Here is a 22,404-nt window from a genome sequence, read left to right as displayed (position 1 = left end):
AAAATGTGATAAACTAAAAATAGCAGAGAAGAGAGCTTATGAAAAACGAATTAAAAATATCAACACTATCAATAGTTTGCGTGTTGTGCACAGCGATGGCAATGCCATCGTTTGGTGCGCCGGCGGTGCGTTCCTTGGGTGGGGCGGGGACTTATTCAAGTGCGTCCAGTGCCGCGTCAACGGGGTCGAAATCAACCAGTGCTGCGAAATCCACTGTGCGTGGTGGTTCGATGCGTGTCGGTGATACAACAACGACAGCGTCAACATCGACGCGCGCCGCGGCCAGTCCACGTTTGTCCATTGGAAAATATTTGGCGTCGTCCAGTGCGGTTAGTAGTAAGCCGTCCAGTGGTGGTAACTTAGGCCAGGCAGGTGTCGAACAGCGCGTGACGAAATTGGAAGAAGTGCTGGGGCTTGGCGAATATGATGGTAAGTTTGGCGATCTGTTGATTGATATTGAACAGATGCAGGTTGATGTAAAACAGTTACAAAAAGATTTGAATGATATGACCGATGGTGGTTATAGAATTTCGGTTGAGGAAGAAGATGGTAAACTGACAATCAGCCAGGGCGATAAAGAAGTGTGGTCCGGTGGTTTTGCGTCGTTTGAAGGGTTGAAAGCCTTGCAGGATGCGCTGGATACGTTGACGGGGCGTGTGTCTGCAAATGAAACGGCGATTGCGACGTTGGAAACTGGGCTGGAATCGTTGAAAAAGACAGTTGATGGTTTGGGTGATATTGCGTCGGATGATTTGTTAAATCGTGTTGCTGATTTGGAATCGACGGTTGAGGGATTGCAAAGTGGTGGTGCAAGTGGCGAAACAGTATCGCAATTGCAAGAAGATGTAGAAGGTTTGAGTTCACAGGTTGAATCTGTGATGGCGCAGTTGGAAGATGTGGCGACACAGGAACAGATTAAGGATTTTGTGAAGTCTGATGCGGTTGAGTCGATGATTCAGGATTTGGCGACCAAGGGCGAAATTACTGAATTGCAAACAGAGATGGCAAAATTGGCGACCAAGGATTCGGTCAAAGATTTTATAACTTCTGATTATGTGACGCAGGCGATTGCAGGTTTGCAGACAGCGGATCAGGTTTCGCAGGCGATTGATGCTAAAATAGCAAATTTGGCGACCAAGGGTGAGTTGGAAACTGCAAAATCTGAATTGCAGGCCGCGATTGATAATATTAATAAGGGGCAGATTGAATTAACGAATTATTATACCAAGGCAGAAGCGGATGCAAAGTTCGCGACCAAGGGCGATATTCCGGTTGTGCCAACCAAGGTTTCTGAGTTTGAAAATGATGCAGGGTATGTAAAACAGGGTGCTTTGGATATCATTACGGCGTCTATTACGAGCGAGGTAGAAGCAGCGCAGTCTGCTGCGGATGCGGCCAAGGTGGCGGCAGATGCGGCCCAGAATTTGGCGAATTTGAATGCGGCGGAATTGGAAGATTTGGCAGATGTGGCGAAAACGGGTTCGTACAATGATTTGACGGATAAACCAACACTGATAACCCAGGATGATTTGACGACATTGCGCACTGCGTTGGAATCGCAGATTAATGCCAAGGCCGATGCGGGTGATTATGCGACATCTGGTGCGTTGCAGGATGTTTCGGATGCGTTGGCAGAATTGAAAAATGATTCTTATACGCGTGAAGAAATCAATCAAAAGATTGCGGATGCGGTGTCTGGTGGTGAAATTGATTTGTCAGACTATGCGACGGTTGCGGCACTGAATGAAGCCAAGGCGGCATTGGAAGCCAAGGATACAGAATTGTCAAATGGGTTGACGGCCCTGACGGAGTCTTTGACGGATTATGTCAAGAAATCTGAATTGTCGCCGGTTGCGATATCTGGTAACTATGCAGATTTAGAAGGTGCGCCAGATATGAATCAGTATGTGACGACGACCCAGGTTGATACCACGGTTTCAAATGCAATGAATGCATATGAAATTCCAGATGGTTCGATTACTGCGGACAAGATTCAGGCGGGCGCGGTTACATCTGATAAAATTAATACTGGTGCGGCCGAGGGCGAAATGGTGATGCTGATGTCCAATGGGGATGGAACTTCATCGTGGGTTTCTGTAACGGTTGATGCGGAATAACGGTTGCAAAACTGTGTAAAGAAAGGAAAGGATTATGAAAGTTAAGAATATTGCTTTTTCAGGATTTGCGGCCATGATATTTGCGGGCCTTTGCGGTGCGGCGGATGCGGCATCGGTTAATCTGGCAAGTAAGTCGTATGTTGATACGCAGTTGGCGGGTAAGGCAAACTTGATTGATTTGGAAGCGTTGGAAACGACGGTTGGTCAAAAGGCTACCCAGGAATCTTTGAATACGGTTGCGACACAGGTGAATCAGAATACACTGGATATTGCAGATTTAAAGGCAGCGGGTTATCTGACTGAAACGGATTTGAATAACTTGAAGACAACGTTGCAGGCGGCGATTGATGACAAGCAGGCCAAGGGTGATTATGCAGATGCGGCAGAATTGGAAACGTTAAAGACAACGGTTGAAACGTTGCAAAGCGGTACTGTTGACAAAACGGTTGTTGAAAATTTGCAAACAACGGTTAATACGATTTCTGCGGATTATGCAAAAAAATCTGAATTAACATCGGCCGAGGAAAGATTACAGGCGGCAATTGATGCGATTAAGATTCCAGATGTGTCGAATTTGGTAACAAACACACAATTGACTGAACTGCGTACTGCATTGGAGACAGAAATTGCGAAAAAGCAGGATTCTGGTGATTATGCCACGGCGGATGCATTGACAGCGATATCGACTGAGCTGGGCACATTAAAGAACAATGTTTATACCAAAGATGTAATTGATCAAAAGATTGCGGATGCAGTGGCCGGTGGTGAAATTGATTTGGATGGATATGCGACAACATCTGCGTTGGATGCATTGACGGCACTGGTTAATGGCAACACAGCCGAAATTAATGCGTTGAAGAGCGCAGGTTATCAGACATCAACTGATGTTCAGGGTGCGATTACCACAGCGATTGCGGATATGGCAACAGATCAAGAGTTGGCAAATTTAAAAACAACCTTGGAAGCGGCAATTGAAGATAAGCAGGCCAAGGGTGAATATCTGGTTGCGGCGGATTTGACGGAACTGAATGATGCGATTGCGGAATTGCAGTCTGGCAAGGCAAACGCATCCACGGTTGAAACGATTCAAACAACAATTAATAATTTGGGTAATACATATGCAACCAAGTCTGATATGACGACGGCGGATGCAGATTTGTTGGCCAAAATTAATGCAATTGAAATCCCAAGTTTGGAAGGGTATGTAAAGTCATCTGATTTGGCGGCGGTTGCGACATCTGGTTCATATAATGATTTGAATGACAAACCAGAAATTCCATCAATTGAAGGTTTGGCAACCGAACAGGCTTTGACGAATTTGCAGGCGACATTACAGGCGGCGATTGATGAAAAGCAGGCCAAGGGTGAATATCTGGTTGCGGCAGATTTGCAAACACTGAATGATGCGGTTGCAGCATTGCAGTCTGGCAAGGCGGACGCATCCACGGTTGAAACGATTCAAACAACAATTAACAATCTGGGCAATACATATGCCACCAAGTCTGATATGACCGCGGCGGATACTGCATTACAGAATGCAATTGATGCAATTGAAATCCCAAGCCTGGCGGACTATGCAAAAACAGCGGATGTTGAAGCGGCTTTGGCGGGCAAGGAAAGTGTATCGAACAAGGTTTCGTCGGCCACCGCTGATGAAATTGAAGCGATGGGTTCGACCGAGAAGCAATCGAAATATCCATCGATTGCCGTGGCGCAGACAATTGCAGATGCGGCTGTTACCAAGGTGAACGAAGTTGCAGGTGATTTGTCATCGTTGCAGACCCAGGTCAGTACGAATACAGCCGATATCAAGACTATTAACGAGGCCGGTTATCAGACATCGACCCAAGTTTCCCAAGCAATTGACACGGCAACGGCAACGCTGGCAACCAAAGACGAACTGAATGCCAAGCAAGATACATTGACTGCTGGTGCGGGTATTACCATTACAGATAATACGATTTCTGCAAGTGTTGATACTTCGTCATTTGTTCCGAATCCGACAGCAACACCAACAACATATGGTGAATATGTGCTGATGTTGAGTATCGGTGAAGATGGTAAACCAGAAGGTTATGATTGGCTGGATACATTGGATTTGATGGGCGATAGTGGTTTTGATATGTAGGATTAGAGAGTAGCAAAATGCTGTTTCTCTTATAAATAAATGGGAGCAATTGTGAAATTGGCGCGAAAAATGGTTAAGAAAACAAATTTTTTATTATTCTCTTTAATTGCGGCTTTGATCGCTAGTCCTGCGTATTCGGTAACTGTGACGAAAACCTATGTTGATAAGCAGGATAAGTCTCTGCAAAACAACATTCTTTTGTTGCGTGATATGTTGAATACCAAGGACTCGTCTGGTGCATGGTTGACCCTTGATACAGAAGCTAAATTGGCAATTCCGGCTATTAATGAATTAAAGGCGGCATTGGATTCCAAGGCGAATGTAGGCGATGTGTTAACGGCGGACAGCTTGACAGAATTGAACGAAGCGGTTGCTGCATTGGAATCGGGCAAGGCCACGGTTGCAGACCTGGAAGCGTTACAAAACACAGTTGACGCATTGGGTGACACATATGCCACAGATGACGAAGTAAGCACGGCGATTGCGAATGTTCAGTCGGCGATTGATAATATTGATTTGTCTGCGTATGCAAAAACTGCGGACTTGGCGTCGGTTGCGACATCGGGTTCATATGCTGATTTGACGAACAAACCAGACATTCCATCAATTGAAGGTTTGGCAACGGATCAGGATTTAACAGATTTGCGTTCTGCATTGGAAACAGAAATTGCGAACAAGCAGATTGCCGGTGACTATCTGGTTGCGTCGGATTTGACAGAACTGAGTGATGCGGTTGCGGAATTGCAGTCTGGCAAGGCAGACGCATCCACAATTACCACAATCCAGGAATCAATTAGCAAACTGGGCGACACGTATGCGACCAAAACTGATATGACGACGGCGGACGCAGAATTGTTGGCCAAAATTAATGCGATTAGTATCCCAAGTTTGGAAGGGTATGTAAAATTATCCGATTTGGCGGCGGTTGCGACATCTGGTTCATATAATGATTTGAATGACAAACCAGAAATCCCATCAATTGAAGGTTTGGCAACGGATCAGGATTTGACGAATTTGCAGACGACATTACAGGCGGCCATTGATGAAAAGCAGGCCAAGGGTGAATATCTGGTTGCGGCAGATTTGAAAACACTGGAAGATGCGGTTACAGCATTGCAGTCTGGCAAGGCAGATGCATCCACAGTTACCACAATCCAGGAAACAATCAGCAAACTGGGCGACACATACGCGACCGATGCGGAATTAACGGCGGCGATTGATGCGGTGGAATTATTAATACCGACAATCCCAACCAAGGTTTCGGAATTTGAAAATGACGCGGGTTATATTACCGATGCAGCATTGACTGATTATGCAAAATCTGCGGATGTGGAAATGGTTGCGAACAAGGTCTCAGACGCCACCGCTGAACAGATTGAAGCCATGAGTTCTGCGGACAAGGCAACCAAGTATCCATCAATCGCAGTGTCCCAGACGATTGCAAATGCGGCGGTTACCAAGGTGAACGAAGTGGCGGGCGATCTGTCTACACTGCAAACCCAGGTTAGCACAAATACCGCCGACATTGCCGAATTGGATGAAACGGTTGAAGATGTCCGTGTTGTTGCATATGCAGCAATCCCAGCCCCGACCGAGGCATGTAAGTCGGCATCTGGGGCGTGTGCACTGTCGTCGGATACCGAAGGTAATTTGACATGGGTTGTTATTGCGGGTGCGTTGAATAACAATTAATAAGAGCATATTTAGCCATTGACGCGATTCGCTGAAAAATGGTAAAATAAAACAAAATAAAAAAAACGAAAGAAAGGAAGGAAAAAAATGAAAGTAAAAAACATCATGTTTTCAGGCGCAATGGCGGCGATTTTAGGCGTCACCGGTGCGAACGCGGCGGTTACTGTTGCGTCCCAGGGCTATGTTGACAGCAAAATTGGTGAGGTTTCGACATCTGTTGAAAACATCACAAATAATTATCTGACCAAGGAAGCAGCGGCTGATACATACCTGACAGAAACACAGGTAAGCCAGCAGATTACAAATGTTATCGCAGCCGAAGATGGCGCGGTTGCAACAGCACAGGCAGCAGCAGACAAGGCCCAGGACGAAGTTGATGCTTTGGAAGAAGTTGTAGCAACCAAGGCAAATGCAGCCGATGTTTATACAAAAACGGAAGCAAATGAATTATTGGCAACCAAGGCTGATGTAGATAGTGTTTATGCAAAAACACAAACTTATACCCAGGATGAAGTAAAGGCTTACGTTTCGCAAACTTTGACAGATATTGGCGAAGGTAATATTTCCTTGGAAGGTTATGCCAAAACCCAAGATGTTAATAATGCTTTGGCTTTAAAGGCCGATAAAACTCAGGTTGCAACAGATATCGCAAATGCGGTTGCCGGCAAGGCGAATACAGCCGACGTTTATTCCAAAACAGACGCAGATTCAACATTTGCGACAAAAACTGCTTTGAGTGATGTTGATGCAAAATTTGCGGATTACACAACAACAGCAGTTTTAAATACAACGTTGGCTGATTATGCAAAACAGTCCGCCTTGACTGCAGAAGAAACAGCGCGTAAGGAAGCTGACCAGGCGGCAACATCTGCTTTGTCTGGCAAACAGGATACTTTGACCGAGGGGCAATTGGCGGCGGTGAATTCCGGTGTTACAACTGAAACTGTTGCCCAGGTTGCAACGAATACAGAAGAAATTGCCAAGAAAGCAAATGCGGATACTCTGACATTATTGGCGACGGCGAATGTCCCAGAGGAATGTCAGTCTGAATCCAATACTTGTGTTCTGTCTATGACATCGGATGGTACTTTTGCATGGACACCATTGACCGCAACACCAACGGCGTCTAACTAATTTAAAAATATTTCATCCGATTCGTTTTTTGTCTTTACACACATTGGCAAAAAATGATAGGATGAAATAACCGAATGAAGGGAAGGGAAAATCATGAAAAAATTAACAGCTGGTATATTTACCGTTATGTTGGGCCTGTGTGCGACATCTGGTGCAGACGCAGCCGTTGCATCTAAGGGCTATGTTGACAGTTTTGTTGGTGAACAAGGTTCAATTACATCGGCCGTTACGTCATTAACACAAACCGTTACAAATAATAAAACCGCAGCCGAAAATGCGACCAAGGCCGTTGCGGATGATTTGGCTGGCTATAAGACAACCAATGATGCGGCTGTTCAGGCGAATGCGGATGCAATTGCAACTGCTGAACAGGATATTGATGCGTTGGAAACAACGGTTAACGATGAAACAAATGGCCTGGTTGCCAAGGTTGCAACCTTGCAACAGGATATTGAAAATGTTCAGGGTGGTTCGTTAACCTTGAAGGATGGCTCTATTTCTAAGGCAAAGTTGGATGAAAGTTTGCAGACAGAGATTGATTCATTCCAGAATGCAGAAGAGGTTTCTGGTGCTATTGAAACTGCGTTGGGTGACTATACCACAACAACAGATTTGAATGCGGCTTTGGAATTAAAGGGTGATAAAACGGCGGTTGAAACAAATGCGGCAAATATTGCAACCAATACAAGCGCGATTGCAACGTTGAATGGCGATGAAAATACGACGGGTTCTGTTGCAAAATCCATTGCAGATGCGTTCACGGCGGCTAATTTGGATCAGTATGCGAAAACCTCTGCGATGGAAACGGCTTTGACATCTTATGCGTTGAAATCGAGCTTGAAGGCGTTGGCATATAAAGATACCGTTGGTACAGATGATATTGATAATTTGGCGGTGACAACGGCTAAATTGGCAGATGGCGCGGTTCAATCTGGCAAGATTGCAAATGGTGCTGTTACCGACGAAAAGATTTCGGCTGTTTCATCTTCTAAGGTTACAGGATTGTCTGAATCCTTGGCAGAAAAATTGACAATTCCAACGGCTGCAAATGAAACAGATGGTAAGTATGTTTTGACCGCTACGTCGGCAAATGGTCAGGCGACTTACTATTGGGAACTGATTGCGCGTGAAGGTGAATAATAATCACGCCACGTGAAATTTTGTGTCGTGGGTGGTGGTTCGCCCACGGCATAAATAAAAAAAATCAAATAAACCAAAGACAAAACAAGAAAGAAAGGAAAGAAAAATGAAAAAAATATTAACAGTATCTCTGTTTGCAATGATGGCGGTCAGCGCAGCAAACGCAGAAATCGCATCAACAGACTATGTTGGTAAGCAGATTACGGCGACTGCCGGTACGTTGAGCAATTTGACTACGACAGAAAAAACGAACTTGGTTGGTGCTATTAACGAGTTGAAGGATGGGATGACTACTATGGATGATGGTTATGGTACAGTTATTGATGAACTTTCGTCCAGCTTTACTTCTTATCAAACATCAAACGATGCGGCAGTAGCGGCGGCGAAACAAGCCGGTGATGATGCCCAGGCAGATATTGACGCTTATATCGAATCCAACAATGCGGCGTTGGCATTAAAGGCAAATTCTGCAGATGTTTATACAAAAACAGCGGCAGATGCAGAATTTATGAATTCATCAGAAGTTTCAGCAGCAATCGCTAGTGCGGTTACTGGTGATAACGGTGCATTGAAAGATTATGTTACAAATGATGCGTTGGCAGATTCTCAGAGTGCTCAGGATACGACTTTGAAAGCGTATGCAGATTCTGTAGCAGCTGATGCAGCAGCAACTGCAAAATCTGGTGCAGAAGCAACAGCAGCGGCTGCATTGAATGCATATAAAACAACAAATGATGCAGCAGTAGCGACGGCGAAAAAAGCCGGTGATGATGCCCAGGCAGATTTGGATGCATATAAAACAACAAATGCTGAAGCAGTAGCGGCGGCGAAAAAAGCCGGTGATGATGCCCAGGCAGATATTGACGCTTATATCGAATCCAACGATGCAGCGTTGTCGTTAAAGGCAAATTCTGCAGATGTTTATACAAAAACAGCGGCAGACGCAGAATTTATGAATTCATCAGAAGTTTCTACTGCAATCGCTAATGCGGTTACTGGTGATAACGGTGCATTGAAAGATTATGTTACAAATGATGCGTTGGCAGATTCTCAGAGTGCTCAGGATACGACTTTGAAAGCGTATGCAGATTCTGCAGCAGCAACTGCAAAATCTGGTGCAGAAGCAACAGCAGCGGCTGCATTGGGTGAATATCAAACAACAAATAACGCAGCAGTAGCGGCGGCGAAAAAAGCCGGTGATGATGCCCAGGCAACAGCTGATACAAAACAGGCGAAATCGACAGCTGATTATCAGTTGGGTAACAAGGATGGGACTTGGACAACTATCAAGTCTTATTATGAAGGCTTGCCTAGCTATTGTAGCACAGGTACGTGTTCTTTGGTTGCCAAAGAGGGGACAATCCAATGGGAAAAGGTTTCCTATTAATAGCCTGAATATATTATCCGGGGTGGGTGGTGTACCACCCAAACCGGATAAGGTTTTGATTTTGGCCATATTACAAAAATTGTGAAAAAATTTTTGCAATATGCGTCATTTTGTCCTTGTGCGATATGGGCGAAATTGAATATAATGCATAAACGAAACAGAGAGTGGTGAAAAATATTTGGTGGGATGTCCTGATGATTAAGACTAAGTTTGTTTTTGCGGTATCTTTGGTGGCAATGTTGGCGGTCAGTTCTGCGTGGGCGAATGCGCCTGCGTCAGGTGAATCCGTTGGTACGGCGCATGATGTTTATGAGGATCAAACCCCGACCGATGGTGCGGGTATTGCGGGTGTTTCATATGTGAACAAGGCCGTGAACAAGGCCGGTGCATCAGCCCAGGCGGCCGAGGCACATGCCGCAGCGGCGGGACAGTCTGCGTTGAATGCGGCATCAAGTGCAGCAGCGGCAGCAGCCAGTGCCAAGTCGGCAAATGACGCGTTGGCAAATAAACAGGATAAGTTAACGACGTCGAATATCAAGGGTTCAGGCAGTGTTACTGTTGGTATTAGTGATGGTGTGATTACGGTTAGTGGTACGGATACCAATACGACATATAGCACTGGTACGGCGACAACGTCTGGGTTGACCAAGTTGTACACAGGTACAGGTACGAACACAGATGGTACGATGACACAGGCTGCTTTGAATACAGCACTGGCGGGTAAGTTAAGCACAAGTGGTAATGCGGCATCTGCGACCAAAGCGACACAAGACGGCAGTGGTAATAACATTGTGAATACCTATGCGACCAAGACGGAGTTATCAGATGCCATTTCCACGTATGATGAAGGTATTGGAGATACACTTGATAATTTGACGAATACAAAGCAGGATAAAAGTACGGCGGTTACGCATACGGCGAATACTGCGGCGGGGTCTGAGACGCTTCCGGTTTATGTAAATTCAAATGGTGTTGCAACCGCGATAACCAGTTATAGTGGTACAGCGGCGAAGGCGACTGCGGACGCGAGTGGTAATAACATTGTGAATACCTATGCGACCAAGACTGCGTTAAGTGATGGTTTGGCAACGAAGCAGGCGACATTAACGACGTCGAACATCAAGGGTTCTGGTAGTGTTACTGTTGGTATTAGTGATGGTGTGATTACGGTTAGTGGTACGGATACCAATACGACATATAGCACTGGTACGGCAACAACGTCTGGGTTGACCAAGTTGTACACAGGTACAGGTACGAACACAGATGGTACGATGACACAGGCTGCTTTGAATACAGCACTGGCGGGTAAGTTAAGTACAAGTGGTAATGCGGCATCTGCGACCAAGGCGACACAAGACGGCAGTGGTAATAACATTGTGAATACCTATGCGACCAAGACTGCGTTAAGTGATGGTTTGGCAACGAAGCAGGCGACATTAACGACGTCGAACATCAAGGGTTCTGGTAGTGTTACTGTTGGTATTAGTGATGGTGTGATTACGGTTAGTGGTACGGATACCAATACGACATATAGCACTGGTACGGCAACAACGTCTGGGTTGACCAAGTTGTACACAGGTACAGGTACGAACACAGATGGTACGATGACACAGGCTGCTTTGAATACAGCACTGGCGGGTAAGTTAAGTACAAGTGGTAATGCGGCATCTGCGACCAAGGCGACACAAGACGGCAGTGGTAATAACATTGTGAATACCTATGCGACCAAGACGGAGTTATCAGATGCCATTTCCACGTATGATGAAGGTATTGGAGATACGCTTGATAATTTGACGAATACAAAGCAGGATAAAAGTACGGCGGTTACGCATACGGCGAATATTGCGGCGGGAACAACGACAAGACCTGTTTATGTCACCTCTGGTGGTGTTGCGACGGCGGTGACGGGTATGAGTATTCCATATGGTGCGGAGTCAAATCCGACGTCATGGGCAACCATTTGGGTTGAATAAGTATAAAATCCCCCATCTGGGGGATTTTTATTCGTGCAACCAACCCGCTACATAAAAGTTTATTTAATTTTGTCCGTTGGGCAAACAAAGAGCAATTGATACCCGTCTGGTATTGCCCATAAAAATTTTCTTAGTCCCTGTTCCCGCCTGCGCGGGAATGACAAAGGTAGGGCTAGCAAGAAGTATTCTACTAAACTTTTATTTATGTTGCAGTCCCTGCGGGGCAATGGATACCCGCCTGGTATCACCCACAAAAATTTTCAATTTTTGCGGGGCCCGAAGCGGGTATGACGTTTTTATTTTTTTTACTTCGATAAACTTTTGTTTATCTGGGTATGTGGGGGAATAAAAAATCCCGCTGGGGCGGGATCTGATTAAAACAGGCTGACCAGGCATATGCCAAGGCCCGCCGCAATTATCGCGCCAAGTGTTAATGGCCAGAAGTACTTTTTAACAATTGCGTTGGCGCGTTCCTGGAAAAAATAGAGCAGGGACGCGATTATTGCAAAGCGGCCTGTGCGGAATATTGCCGATACCGCCAAAAATATCCACAGTGGATAGCCGATAAAACCCAGCCATATGGCCAGCAATTTATACGGTATTGGGGTTACCGCAGTCAGGACAATTATCCAGATGCCATATTGGCTGAACATCGGTTTGATTGTTGATTCAATTAATTCAGGATTGGAAAATGTTTCAATCAACCATACGCCAACAGAATCATACAGCCACATACCAATCATATAGGCAATCGTACCACCAACAATAGAGCCAAGTGACGCGGCGACTGTAATCGGGACGGCGCGTTTCTTGTTCGCAATAATTGGTGGGGTCATAAAGACTTCGGGTGGGATGAATAAAAATATGGATTCGCAAATGGTTAGCAAAAATACAATCCACGAATATGCGCGCGATTCTGATTTGGCCAATATGTATTCTGAAAATTTCATCCCATGTCCCCGTTGTTTAAAAAAATTACTTGATTGTGGTTTTATATTTTATATCTTAACAATGATAACATAAAAAAAGACAATATACATGCCAAAAAAACAATTTAATTCAAATCGTGGCGAACGTGTTGCAAGCAAGGTTCAGACACTGGTGGCGGAAATTCTGCGGGATATATATGGGGATGATCCGTTGATTTCGGGGGTGTCGCTGGTTGGGGCGGATTCGCATGGGGGATTGCAATTTGTGCGGTTGTATTTCTATACGCGTAATTTGGATGTGGCGGCGGTGCAGGCGCGGCTGGATGCAATTACACGCGCTGTGCGGTTCGAATTGGCGGCGCGCATGAATCAGAAATATGTGCCAGATATTAAGTTTGCCTATGACGATACGTTGGAACGTGCGGCGCGTATTGATGAATTGTTGAGTAATTTAAAATAATCTGGTTTTGTTGAATTTTCGCCTTGCGAATGCGTGAATACTGGTATATCATTGCCGCATAAGCAAGGTGGTTTTGTATGAAGCAGTCTAATATCCGGAATTTTTCAATCGTCGCACATATTGACCATGGAAAATCGACGTTGTCTGACCGTCTGATTGAATTTACTGGCGGCTTGCAATCGCGCGAGATGAAGGCCCAAGTTCTGGATTCTATGGATATTGAACGTGAACGTGGGATTACGATTAAAGCCCAGACTGTGCGGTTGAATTACACGGCGAAAAATGGTGAAACATATCAACTGAATTTGATGGATACGCCGGGACATGTGGACTTTTCATACGAAGTGTCGCGGTCGCTGGCTGCGTGCGAAGGTGCGTTGGTGTTGGTTGACGCAACCCAGGGGGTTCAGGCACAGACATTGGCTAATGCGTATTTGGCGTTGGATAATGATCTGGAAATGTTGCCGGTATTGAATAAGATTGATTTGCCGTCCAGTGATGTGCAGTCCACACGCGAACAGATTGCAGATGTGATTGGACTGGACGCAGGGGATGCATTGGCGGTATCGGGTAAAACCGGCGATGGTGTGCCAGAATTGCTGGAAGAAATTGTAAATAAATTGCCTGCGCCACATGGGGATGAAAATGCGCCGACGCGCGCGCTGTTGGTCGATTCGTGGTACGATTCTTATTTGGGTGTTGTGATACTGGTGCGTGTGGTTGATGGGACGCTGACACGTGGGCAAAAGATTAAGTTTATGGCAACGGGCGCGGAATATGTTGTCGACAAGATTGGTTACTTTACGCCAAAAATGGTGAATGTGGATAAACTGCATACCGGGGAAATTGGATTTATTATTACCGGTATGAAGACAATTCATGATTGCAAGGTTGGTGATACGATTATCGATTCGAAATATGATAATGCCCAGATGTTGCCAGGGTTTAAACCGTCTGTGCCGGTGGTGTTTTCGTCATTCTTTCCGGTTGAGGCAGATGATTATCCAACGTTTCGTGAAAGTGCGGAAAAGTTAGCACTGAATGATGCGTCGTTTATGTTCACAGTTGAAAAATCATCGGCATTGGGATTTGGGTTGCGATGTGGGTTCTTGGGCCTGTTGCATATGGAAATTATTAGTGAACGGTTGGCGCGTGAATTTAATCTGAATCTGATTAACACTGTGCCAAGTGTGCTGTATAAAATTCATATGCGTGATGGGTCGGTGATTGATTTGGAAAATCCAGCCGATATGCCAGAGCCAACACGAATCGCCGCAATCGAAGAACCCTGGGTGCGTGCGACAATTATGATGCCTGATAAATATATGGGGGGGATTATGTCGCTGTGTTCGGAACGGCGCGGGGTTCAGGAAAATATTTCATATGTTGGTAATCGCGCGGTGTTGGTTTATCAGTTGCCGTTGGCAGAAATTGTGTTTGATTTCTATGACAGGGTAAAGTCGATTTCGTCAGGGTATGCGTCGTTTGACTATGTGGTCTATGGGTATCAGGCGTCTGATTTGGTGAAAGTCAATATTTTGGTCAATGAGGAAAATGTAGAACCGTTGTCGTTTATGTGTCATCGTTCTTTTGCGGAAAAACGTGGTCGTCAGATTGTAGAAAAACTGAAAGACCTGATACCGCGGCATCAATTCAAGATTCCTTTGCAGGCCGCAATCGGGGGCAAGATTATCGCAAGAGAGACAATTGCGGCATATCGCAAAGACGTAACCGCAAAATGCTATGGCGGGGATATTACGCGTAAACGCAAGTTGCTGGAAAAGCAGAAAGAGGGTAAAAAGCGTATGCGTTCGTTCGGTAATGTAGAAATCCCACAGTCTGCGTTTATTAATGCATTAAAGGTATCATAAGGGGTACAATATGAAGTGGTTTGATTATCTGAGAAAAACACCAGTGGCGCAAATTTTGACGGATTGGCGTGAATATAGAGGATTGAAAAAGGCACTGAGCCGGGCCGAGAAGGATATGGTCGTATCCGGGATGCCATTAGTTCGTCATTATGGAATTGACGATAGCATAGGGACAGGAAATGCATGTATAAAAAGCAAGCAGTTGGTTGGCGAGTTTGAATTGTTTGAACATTCGCCCTGTGCGTATCAGGTTGTGCGCTGTCCGCACTTTGTACCAGAAGGACACGAGCAGAAATGCCAGAATAATTTGTGTGTGATGTGGAAAGATAATAATCAATACTGTGAAAACAGACAAAAATTTGATGATTTAAAGATTGTCTGTGCGGGGTATTGGGCAAACAAATTTATGCGTGTAAAATAATAAACCAAGGGGGTGGCCCATGGCACACCAATTTTATTTTAATCCGTATATCTTGGATAATCTGCCGGCGCCGGCGACGGGGTTTGATGTCGTTCAGGATATTTCTGAACCACGTTTGCGGATGTATATTACCAGTCGGGGGGTCAAGACTTTCTTTGTTCGTAAACGTGTGCGGGGCAAGGATAAACGAATTTTAATTGGTAAATATCCAGATGTTGATATCGAAGATGCACGCAGCGCGGTGCCACAGATTCTGGAAAATGCGGCAAAAAAACCGCCTGTGCGCAGAAAGAAAATTACATTTAAGCAGTTCTTGGATTTGTATTTGGCGAACAAGGTTCGGCGCGGGGAAGATTCGCATATGAAATTGGTGCGCGCAATTAATCGGCATTTGGTGGTGCTGTTTGATAAAAAAATATCTGGGATTACATCTGATGATGTGCGTGCGTGTGTGCAAAATATTCGTGGTGTTGCCATTGCTGCGCGTATGCAGGAATTGTTGCAAAGTATTTTTAATTATGCGGTGGATATGGGATATGTAAAATCTAATCCTGCGATTGGTTTGGATAAAATCAAACAAACCCGACGTGTTCGACCATTGAACAGGGCAGGGTTGCAACGGCTGATGCGGGTAATTAATGACATGGATAATGTTATTTTGCGTGCAGCTTTTTTGATGCAGATTTATGGGTTCGCAACACGGTCAAAAATTTTTTCTATGGCGTGGGAAGACCTGGATTTTAATCACGATATGTGGAATACGCATCCTTTGCCAGATCGGGCAATTGTACTGTTGCAGGATTTACCCCAGGATGGGCATTGGGTTTTCCCAGGACATGGCGGGGTGCATTTAATTGATCCGCGTACGGCATGGAAGCGTGTTGTCATGGCGGCGGGAATTCCAAATTTAACGATGGATGACGTGCATAAATTTATGATGCGACAGTTGGTGTGGGCGTCGGATAGGGAAGATCTGCGGGTGAATATGAATAATTTGTTGGATGATATTTGCAGCCCATGCATATAATTTCGCATTTGTCAAGCGTTTGTTATCGTTTGTTATAATTCCTTGACACATATGTTAGAAAATGATAGTTTAGTAATCAATGACGGTCATGGTATGGACCAAACAATTTAACTAAAACAAAGGAAAAGAAATGACAACTTTTGAAAAAGTAAAGAAAATCGTAGTTGAAAAACTGGGCGTATCAGAAGATAAAGTTACAGAATCTGCAACGTTTGTAAACGATTTGGGTGCTGATTCCCTGGACGTTGTAGAATTCGTTATGGAAGTGGAAAAAGAATTCGACATCACAATTCCAGATGATGCAGCAACAAAATTGGAAAAAGTTGGCGATGCAGTTAAATACATCGACGAACACAAGAAAAACTAATTATTGTTTTGTGTAAGGTTTTTTCCGCTTGGGCAATTGTGCAGGCGGATTTTTTTATTGTCTTTTTCGTGGGAAACAGTATATCATATGGGCGTATGTTAGTTATACAAAAGGAATATATATTATGAGAAGAGTTGTTATTACCGGTATGGGTATTGTGTCCCCTGTTGGAACAGGTGTTGAGCATGCGTGGAAAAATATCCTGGCGGGAAAGTCTGGGGTTAAAAAGATTGATTCATTCGAAGTAGATGATTTGGCATCGCAAATCGCAGGTGTCCCAGAATATGGAACTGAACCCGGTCAATATAACCCAGACGCGGTGGTGGATGCCCGTGAACAGCGCAAACTGGATAAATGTGAAATATATGGCATTGTGGCGGCGGACGAAGCCATCAAAGATGCCGGGCTGGATACATATGATGGTGATAAAACACGTATCGGTGTATCAGTTGGCAGTGGTATTGGTGGATTTAATACGATTTATGATAACTGTATTGAACTGCATATCGGCGGTCCACGTCGCGTTAGTCCGTTTTTTATCCCCAAGGGGATTATTAATATGGCGGCGGGTAATATTTCAATTAAATATGGTTTCCAGGGGCCAAATATTTCCGTTGTGACGGCATGTGCAACCGGTGCCCATTCAATTGGCGAAGCAGCACGTATGGTAAAATATGGTGATGCAGATATTATGATTTGTGGTGGCACCGAAGGTGCGGTCAGTCGTATTGCGCTGGCTGGATTTTCGGCGATGAAGGCATTAAGTACGCGCAACGATAATCCGGCGGCGGCATCACGCCCATGGGACAAGGGACGCGATGGATTTATCATGGCCGAAGGGGCAGGTGTCCTGGTTCTGGAAGAATATGAACATGCTGTTGCACGCGGTGCAAAAATCTATGCCGAGGTTGCAGGTTACGGTATGTCAGGTGATGCATATCATATTACAGCACCATCGCCAAATGGCGAAGGTGGCAAACGTGCAATGATTGCCGCGTTAAAAGATGCGGGTGTTAATCCAGCCGACGTTGATTATATCAACGCGCATGGTACATCGACCGGTTTGGGTGATGTTGGTGAATTGGCGGCGGTGCAAAGTCTGTTTGGTGATGCGCCGGTATCGATGTCGTCAACAAAATCTGTGACGGGGCATTTGTTGGGTGCGGCCGGTGCGGTCGAAGCGATATTCTGTGCGTGCGCAATTCGTGATGGTATTGTGCCACCAACAATTAACTTGGATGACCCCGAAGATGCGGTGGGGGATTTTGACCTTGTGCCGCATGTTGCAAAAAAACGCAAGGTGGATGTGGCGTTGAGTAATTCGTTCGGTTTTGGTGGAACAAACGCGTCGCTGGTCCTTAAAAAAATCCAATAAAATGGCATATCTGCAAGCGGTGTCGACAACTTATGTACGTTTTGTACACTGCGTTGTCGGCACTGCGTGCATCTATACCATTTTCTTGAATTTTATTCCCCCAGAATTTGAAGTGTTTTTGGGATTTTTATTATTGTGATGCGCCCTGATAGAATATGTTCCCAGCGGTGTTGGGCAGTGTAAAGCATCCGTTTGTATCACAAATCTGGGTTGTGCCACCGACCATATGGCAGTCGGTTATGTAAGTGGCACCCTCAGCGGTTGTTGAACCGGCGGGGCATTTTTTTTGCTCGGTTTTTGGGTCGGAGTTTGTGCCAGGGCAATAATAGCCCGCCTGGCACGTGGTCCATATTGCGCTAAGTAATATATCATTTCCGCCCGAAATTGTTGATATGTCGGTCCCGGGGGAGATTTCGCATGTGCCTGTATCAAAACCCATCGAATTGATTGTTTTACAGCAAGGTTGCAATTTTTGCCCCGCCTGTGGCATATATTGACAAGACCATTTATTCGCAAATATGTATCCAGCGCGCATATATGTGTTGTCGGGGGCATTGCACGGTTTGTCATACGTGCATGTTGTTGGTTCGCTGGGGGCATTGCCAGCTGTGTTTTCATTCCCGCTGTAATTTACCTTAAATTCTTTAACCGCCCATTGTGCCTTAAAGACATAGTCTTGGTCAACGATTAGGGATGTTTCGTTTGTGTATGTTGTGTTTGAATTTTCTTCGAGCCACCCGTTAAATGTATATCCTGTTTTTTGACATGTGTTGGATGGTAAAATATAATGTTCGCCACCATATTCTATTTCGATTTCCTTGGTGGGGCTTGAATCGTCAGAATTGCAGTAATAGCGAATATAGTATTTGTTTATTTCGCAATCTTTTTGTCCATTGATGGGATTATAGGATATCGTATCGCGAGTTTCGTCCTTTACGTGATAGCCTTCTATACATTCGCATCTGTATGCGCCGGCATTGTTTATGCAGGCACCTTCTTTATTATTCTTGCCATCGCATGAACAGTTCGTGCTGCATGCATGACCGTCTGCCATTGTGCCGACTTCGTCATACAAGACTGTTCTGTTTCCTGTAATTGTTTTAGCATCTATGGTTGTTAGGTTGGGGCATTGATTGCATGTGAAATGATAATATTCCCCGACGTTGGCACCACGGGTTAGATAATAGCCTTGGGCTGATGTAAGGGTGTATTCGCAATTGTCAAGTGATGTCTTATCCGTTACATTTATTGCAGTTAGAGAACAATTTTTATCTGTATTTGTAAGTTTTACTATGTCATTGATACAGGATTTGCAACTTGATTGGCCTTGTTCGTTTTGATATTTCCCTGTGGGGCAGGGTTTGCATGATGATTGGCCAGTTTTGTCTTGATATGTGCCAGCGGGACAGACATCGCAGGTTTCTTGACCAGGCAATGCATTCGAGTACCCGATGTCGCATAGGGTACATTCCGTGCCGGTAAAGTTATTCATTGCTTGGTATGTACCGACAGGGCATTGTTCGCATTTACCAGACTTTACATAATAGCCTGGATTACATGTTATGATGATCGATTTTTGTTCGCATTGGGTGTTGTCATACACTTGTGTTTCAGATTTTCCTGTGAATTGATAGCCGTCTGGGCATACGCATCCGATGCCGTCATCGTCAGGTTCTGCATTTTTGCCACATGTTATGCAACGTTTTGCACGACCATAGTTCGTTAATAATTGGGTTATAGTATCTTTTTTATTACTGATGTTGTCTTCCACTTTGGAGGTTTGTATAGTGCCGTCTTCCATTTTTGCGGTGCAGGGTATGCATTTGTACTGTGTTCCGCTTTGTCCAAAATAATGTGATGCCGGACAGTAAAGGGTGGCTGTGGTGTTTGTTTCGCATTCTTCCTTGGATTCAAGCCCCGTTCCCCAACTGTTTATTTCTAGCATGTCAACACCACCGGTTTGTACATAGCCGCTTATATTGCAAGAGTGTCGATCTTTGTTTGTGCAATAATACCCTTCGGGACAACGGATACAGGATCCGGTTTGACCATTATAATTCCAATAGCAACCGGCAACCTCGGTGCAGGAGTTAGAGTCTTGTATCTTTTCACATACACCGCCACCGACCGTTCCCCACAGGTGTATGGGGAATACAATGTAGGTGATGTAAAATATTATGTGTGTGATGCTGAATTTTTTTCTCATATGTCCCCCGTGTGTGGTGTGTTTGTGGGGCGTCAGAAAAATATGTGAAAAAGGTCGCGCAATATTATTTAAGCGCAAATCGTATAAGCACAATAATGGCGCGAATTGCGTCATCGTTGAAATCGGATTCCAATGTGATATTTTATCACACTGCTTTTTCACAGGCTTTTCTAAGGCCCCAAATACATGTCCCCATATATTTACCGATTATTATATATCAGATTATATGAATTTTCAAATGGCGACATAAAATAAAAACCACCCAAATGGTGGTCTGAATTTTATGGTCGGAGTGACTGGGTTCGAACCAGCGACCTCTACGTCCCGAACGTAGCGCTCTACCAGGCTGAGCTACACTCCGATTGTTGTGCGCTGATTATGCGACCTTTTGATATAAAAATCAATGTAATTTTTTTGTTTTTTTATTTGTGTTTTGGCATATGTGCATTATATTTATTTTGCACTAAAAAGGAAAAAAAGATGTTTTTTAAGCGGCTCTTGAAACAGGATGAATTTAATAATTATGATGATTATTCAAAAAATGCGGTGGTGAATGTTCCGGAAAATTTTAACTTTGCATATGATGTCGTGGATGTTATCGCGTCTGAAACCCCAGATAAAGTCGCAATTTTATGGACAAACGATGCGGGTGAAAAAAAGAATATTACTTTTAGCATGTTGTCCAAATGGTCGAACGCGGTGGCAAACTTTCTGGGCCAGCGTGGGTTAAAGCGTGGGGATACAGTTTTACTGTTTATGCGTCGCAGATGGGAATACTGGGTATTGATGATGGCGATGCATAAATTAGGAGTGGTTCCAATTCCGTCAACTAATCAATTGAAAAGCAAGGATATAGAATACAGGTTAAAGACAGCAGAAGCGTCCGCGGTAATCGCGTTTGATGATGGTAATGTTGTGGATGAAATTAAAAGGGCAATTGGTGATAAAGAAAACATTCAACTAATTGATTGTGCAGAAATTAGTGCGGCGTGCGAATCATATCCGCAGACATTGGAACGCGTGCCAAATGAAAACACGGATACAATGGTTGTGTACTTTACCAGTGGGACAACCGATATGCCGAAAATGGTGGCGCACAATTTTGTATATCCGTTGGGGCATATTAATACCGCGGTGTTCTGGCAGCGATTGGTTGATGGCGATATTCACTTTACATTGTCCGAATCGGGTTGGGCAAAATGTTCGTGGGGTAAAATGTATGGCCAATGGTTGGCGGGGGCGACGGTCTTTGTGTTCGATTTCAGTCGCATATTTACAGCCCACGATTTGCTGAACGCAATTGCAGAACATAAAATCACATCGTTCTGTGCACCACCAACGGCATATAAAATGATGATTCATGCGGATATGTCTAAATATGATTTGTCGTCGTTGGTCAAGGCCGATGTCGCCGGCGAGGCATTGAATCCAGAGGTATATGAAAGATTTTTAGACAGCACAGGTGTTAAACTGCGCGAAGGATTTGGTCAAACCGAAACGTGCGTTATGATATTTACAAACCAGTGGATTGAACCAAAGCCGGGTGCAATGGGAATGCCGGCCGCAGGTTGGGATGTGAAATTATTGGATGAACGTGGACGCGTGGTGACCGAACCGAATACCGTTGGTGAAATCTGTGTTAATGTCAAGGACGGTAAACCATTGGGGCTGTTCCAGGGATACCATAAAAATGACAAGCAGACAAATGCGGTCTATCGTGATGGGATTTATCACACGGGTGATATGGCGTATTTTGATGCAGATGGATATTTCTGGTTCGTGGGGCGTAATGATGATTTAATTAAAACCAGTGGTTATCGTGTCAGTCCGTTCGAAGTCGAATCGGTATTACTGGAACATCCCGCGGTGCGTGAAGTTGCCGTCACGGGTATCCCAGATCCATCGCGTGGCCAGGCGGTCAAGGCAACGATTGTTCTGAATAAATATTTTCAACAGACAGATGCGCTGGTGCGGCAATTGCAAGATTATGCAAAATCGCGCGCCGCGCATTATAAAGCGCCACGCGTGATTGAATTTGTAGAAACATTGCCTATGACAATCAGTGGTAAGATTCGGCGTGCGTTAATTCGCACACTGGACAGTGCCAAGGAATCAATCGTTGACCCAATTAAAAGTACAATTGGGTTGGGTGATGAAAAATAATAAAAATCCGGCAT

Annotated in this window: 16 protein-coding genes and 1 tRNA gene; 14 read left to right on the top strand and 3 right to left on the bottom strand. The window is 44.7% G+C overall.

The window, feature by feature from the left end:
* Nucleotides 1-38 precede the first annotated feature (38 nt).
* The 7 genes from E7008_02800 (at nucleotide 39) to E7008_02770 (ending at nucleotide 11,571) form a co-directional block, all read left to right on the top strand.
* Nucleotides 39-2,117: a hypothetical protein gene (locus E7008_02800; GenBank protein MBE6456847.1), complete on the top strand. Its 2,079-nt coding sequence runs from the start codon at nucleotides 39-41 to the stop codon at nucleotides 2,115-2,117.
* Between the two features lie 34 nt (nucleotides 2,118-2,151).
* Complete coding sequence (locus E7008_02795; GenBank protein ID MBE6456846.1) at nucleotides 2,152-4,245, top strand: hypothetical protein; 2,094 nt, start codon at nucleotides 2,152-2,154, stop codon at nucleotides 4,243-4,245.
* Between the two features lie 69 nt (nucleotides 4,246-4,314).
* Nucleotides 4,315-5,937, top strand: a complete 1,623-nt coding sequence (locus tag E7008_02790; GenBank protein ID MBE6456845.1) for a hypothetical protein — start codon at nucleotides 4,315-4,317, stop codon at nucleotides 5,935-5,937.
* Nucleotides 5,938-6,024: 87 nt separating this feature from the next.
* Nucleotides 6,025-7,071 carry a hypothetical protein gene (locus tag E7008_02785; protein ID MBE6456844.1) on the top strand — a complete coding sequence of 349 codons (1,047 nt, stop codon included), beginning with the start codon at nucleotides 6,025-6,027 and terminating at the stop codon, nucleotides 7,069-7,071.
* Nucleotides 7,072-7,164: 93 nt separating this feature from the next.
* A complete protein-coding gene (locus tag E7008_02780) occupies nucleotides 7,165-8,211 on the top strand; it encodes a hypothetical protein (protein MBE6456843.1) in 1,047 nt (348 codons plus the stop codon).
* A 106-nt stretch (nucleotides 8,212-8,317) separates the two neighbouring features.
* Nucleotides 8,318-9,598, top strand: a complete 1,281-nt coding sequence (locus tag E7008_02775) for a hypothetical protein (GenBank protein MBE6456842.1) — start codon at nucleotides 8,318-8,320, stop codon at nucleotides 9,596-9,598.
* A gap of 194 nt (nucleotides 9,599-9,792) precedes the next feature.
* Entirely contained in the window at nucleotides 9,793-11,571 is a 1,779-nt protein-coding gene (locus E7008_02770; protein ID MBE6456841.1) for a hypothetical protein, read from the top strand.
* 374 nt (nucleotides 11,572-11,945) lie between these two features.
* On the opposite strand, the gene E7008_02765 is transcribed toward E7008_02770, so the two are convergent.
* Nucleotides 11,946-12,521, bottom strand: a complete 576-nt coding sequence (locus E7008_02765; GenBank protein ID MBE6456840.1) for a DedA family protein — start codon at nucleotides 12,519-12,521, stop codon at nucleotides 11,946-11,948.
* Between the two features lie 88 nt (nucleotides 12,522-12,609).
* Between E7008_02765 and E7008_02760 the strand changes: the two genes are divergently transcribed.
* The 6 genes from E7008_02760 to fabF all read left to right on the top strand — a co-directional run bounded on the left by E7008_02760 (nucleotide 12,610) and on the right by fabF (nucleotide 18,021).
* A complete protein-coding gene (locus E7008_02760; protein MBE6456839.1) occupies nucleotides 12,610-12,960 on the top strand; it encodes a hypothetical protein in 351 nt (116 codons plus the stop codon).
* A 77-nt stretch (nucleotides 12,961-13,037) separates the two neighbouring features.
* The gene (gene lepA / locus E7008_02755) at nucleotides 13,038-14,831 is read left to right on the top strand and encodes an elongation factor 4 (protein MBE6456838.1); all 1,794 of its coding nucleotides are present in this window, start codon (nucleotides 13,038-13,040) and stop codon (nucleotides 14,829-14,831) included.
* Nucleotides 14,832-14,841: 10 nt separating this feature from the next.
* The gene (locus E7008_02750) at nucleotides 14,842-15,252 is read left to right on the top strand and encodes a hypothetical protein (protein ID MBE6456837.1); all 411 of its coding nucleotides are present in this window, start codon (nucleotides 14,842-14,844) and stop codon (nucleotides 15,250-15,252) included.
* Nucleotides 15,253-15,271: 19 nt separating this feature from the next.
* Complete coding sequence (locus tag E7008_02745) at nucleotides 15,272-16,279, top strand: hypothetical protein (protein MBE6456836.1); 1,008 nt, start codon at nucleotides 15,272-15,274, stop codon at nucleotides 16,277-16,279.
* Between the two features lie 130 nt (nucleotides 16,280-16,409).
* The gene (locus E7008_02740; protein ID MBE6456835.1) at nucleotides 16,410-16,646 is read left to right on the top strand and encodes an acyl carrier protein; all 237 of its coding nucleotides are present in this window, start codon (nucleotides 16,410-16,412) and stop codon (nucleotides 16,644-16,646) included.
* 124 nt (nucleotides 16,647-16,770) lie between these two features.
* Nucleotides 16,771-18,021, top strand: coding sequence for a beta-ketoacyl-[acyl-carrier-protein] synthase II (gene fabF, locus E7008_02735; protein ID MBE6456834.1), 1,251 nt, complete (start codon nucleotides 16,771-16,773; stop codon nucleotides 18,019-18,021).
* Between the two features lie 130 nt (nucleotides 18,022-18,151).
* On the opposite strand, the gene E7008_02730 is transcribed toward fabF, so the two are convergent.
* Both E7008_02730 and E7008_02725 read right to left on the bottom strand, forming a co-directional pair.
* On the bottom strand, nucleotides 18,152-20,389 hold the full coding sequence (locus E7008_02730) for a hypothetical protein (protein MBE6456833.1): 2,238 nt from the start codon (nucleotides 20,387-20,389) through the stop codon (nucleotides 18,152-18,154).
* Between the two features lie 122 nt (nucleotides 20,390-20,511).
* Nucleotides 20,512-20,588 (bottom strand) — tRNA-Pro (locus E7008_02725).
* 119 nt (nucleotides 20,589-20,707) lie between these two features.
* On the opposite strand from E7008_02725, the gene E7008_02720 reads away from it, so the two are divergent.
* Nucleotides 20,708-22,390, top strand: coding sequence for an acetyl-CoA synthetase (locus tag E7008_02720; protein ID MBE6456832.1), 1,683 nt, complete (start codon nucleotides 20,708-20,710; stop codon nucleotides 22,388-22,390).
* Nucleotides 22,391-22,404: the final 14 nt, after the last annotated feature.

Source organism: Alphaproteobacteria bacterium (genome assembly GCA_015062495.1).
GTDB lineage: Bacteria > Pseudomonadota > Alphaproteobacteria > Rs-D84 > Rs-D84 > Enterousia.
Note: the sequence above shows the minus strand (reverse complement) of the source record. Positions and strands in the feature narration are given on the sequence as shown.

Excerpts from the sequence above, each read along its gene's own strand:
- E7008_02800 (MBE6456847.1), top strand. The coding sequence starts at position 39 with ATGAAAAACGAATTAAAAATATCAACACTATCAATAGTTTGCGTGTTG.
- E7008_02795 (MBE6456846.1), top strand. The coding sequence starts at position 2,152 with ATGAAAGTTAAGAATATTGCTTTTTCAGGATTTGCGGCCATGATATTT.
- E7008_02790 (MBE6456845.1), top strand. The coding sequence starts at position 4,315 with ATGGTTAAGAAAACAAATTTTTTATTATTCTCTTTAATTGCGGCTTTG.
- E7008_02785 (MBE6456844.1), top strand. The coding sequence starts at position 6,025 with ATGAAAGTAAAAAACATCATGTTTTCAGGCGCAATGGCGGCGATTTTA.
- E7008_02780 (MBE6456843.1), top strand. The coding sequence starts at position 7,165 with ATGAAAAAATTAACAGCTGGTATATTTACCGTTATGTTGGGCCTGTGT.
- E7008_02775 (MBE6456842.1), top strand. The coding sequence starts at position 8,318 with ATGAAAAAAATATTAACAGTATCTCTGTTTGCAATGATGGCGGTCAGC.
- E7008_02770 (MBE6456841.1), top strand. The coding sequence starts at position 9,793 with ATGATTAAGACTAAGTTTGTTTTTGCGGTATCTTTGGTGGCAATGTTG.
- E7008_02765 (MBE6456840.1), bottom strand. The coding sequence starts at position 12,521 with ATGAAATTTTCAGAATACATATTGGCCAAATCAGAATCGCGCGCATAT.
- E7008_02760 (MBE6456839.1), top strand. The coding sequence starts at position 12,610 with ATGCCAAAAAAACAATTTAATTCAAATCGTGGCGAACGTGTTGCAAGC.
- lepA (MBE6456838.1), top strand. The coding sequence starts at position 13,038 with ATGAAGCAGTCTAATATCCGGAATTTTTCAATCGTCGCACATATTGAC.
- E7008_02750 (MBE6456837.1), top strand. The coding sequence starts at position 14,842 with ATGAAGTGGTTTGATTATCTGAGAAAAACACCAGTGGCGCAAATTTTG.
- E7008_02745 (MBE6456836.1), top strand. The coding sequence starts at position 15,272 with ATGGCACACCAATTTTATTTTAATCCGTATATCTTGGATAATCTGCCG.
- E7008_02740 (MBE6456835.1), top strand. The coding sequence starts at position 16,410 with ATGACAACTTTTGAAAAAGTAAAGAAAATCGTAGTTGAAAAACTGGGC.
- fabF (MBE6456834.1), top strand. The coding sequence starts at position 16,771 with ATGAGAAGAGTTGTTATTACCGGTATGGGTATTGTGTCCCCTGTTGGA.
- E7008_02720 (MBE6456832.1), top strand. The coding sequence starts at position 20,708 with ATGTTTTTTAAGCGGCTCTTGAAACAGGATGAATTTAATAATTATGAT.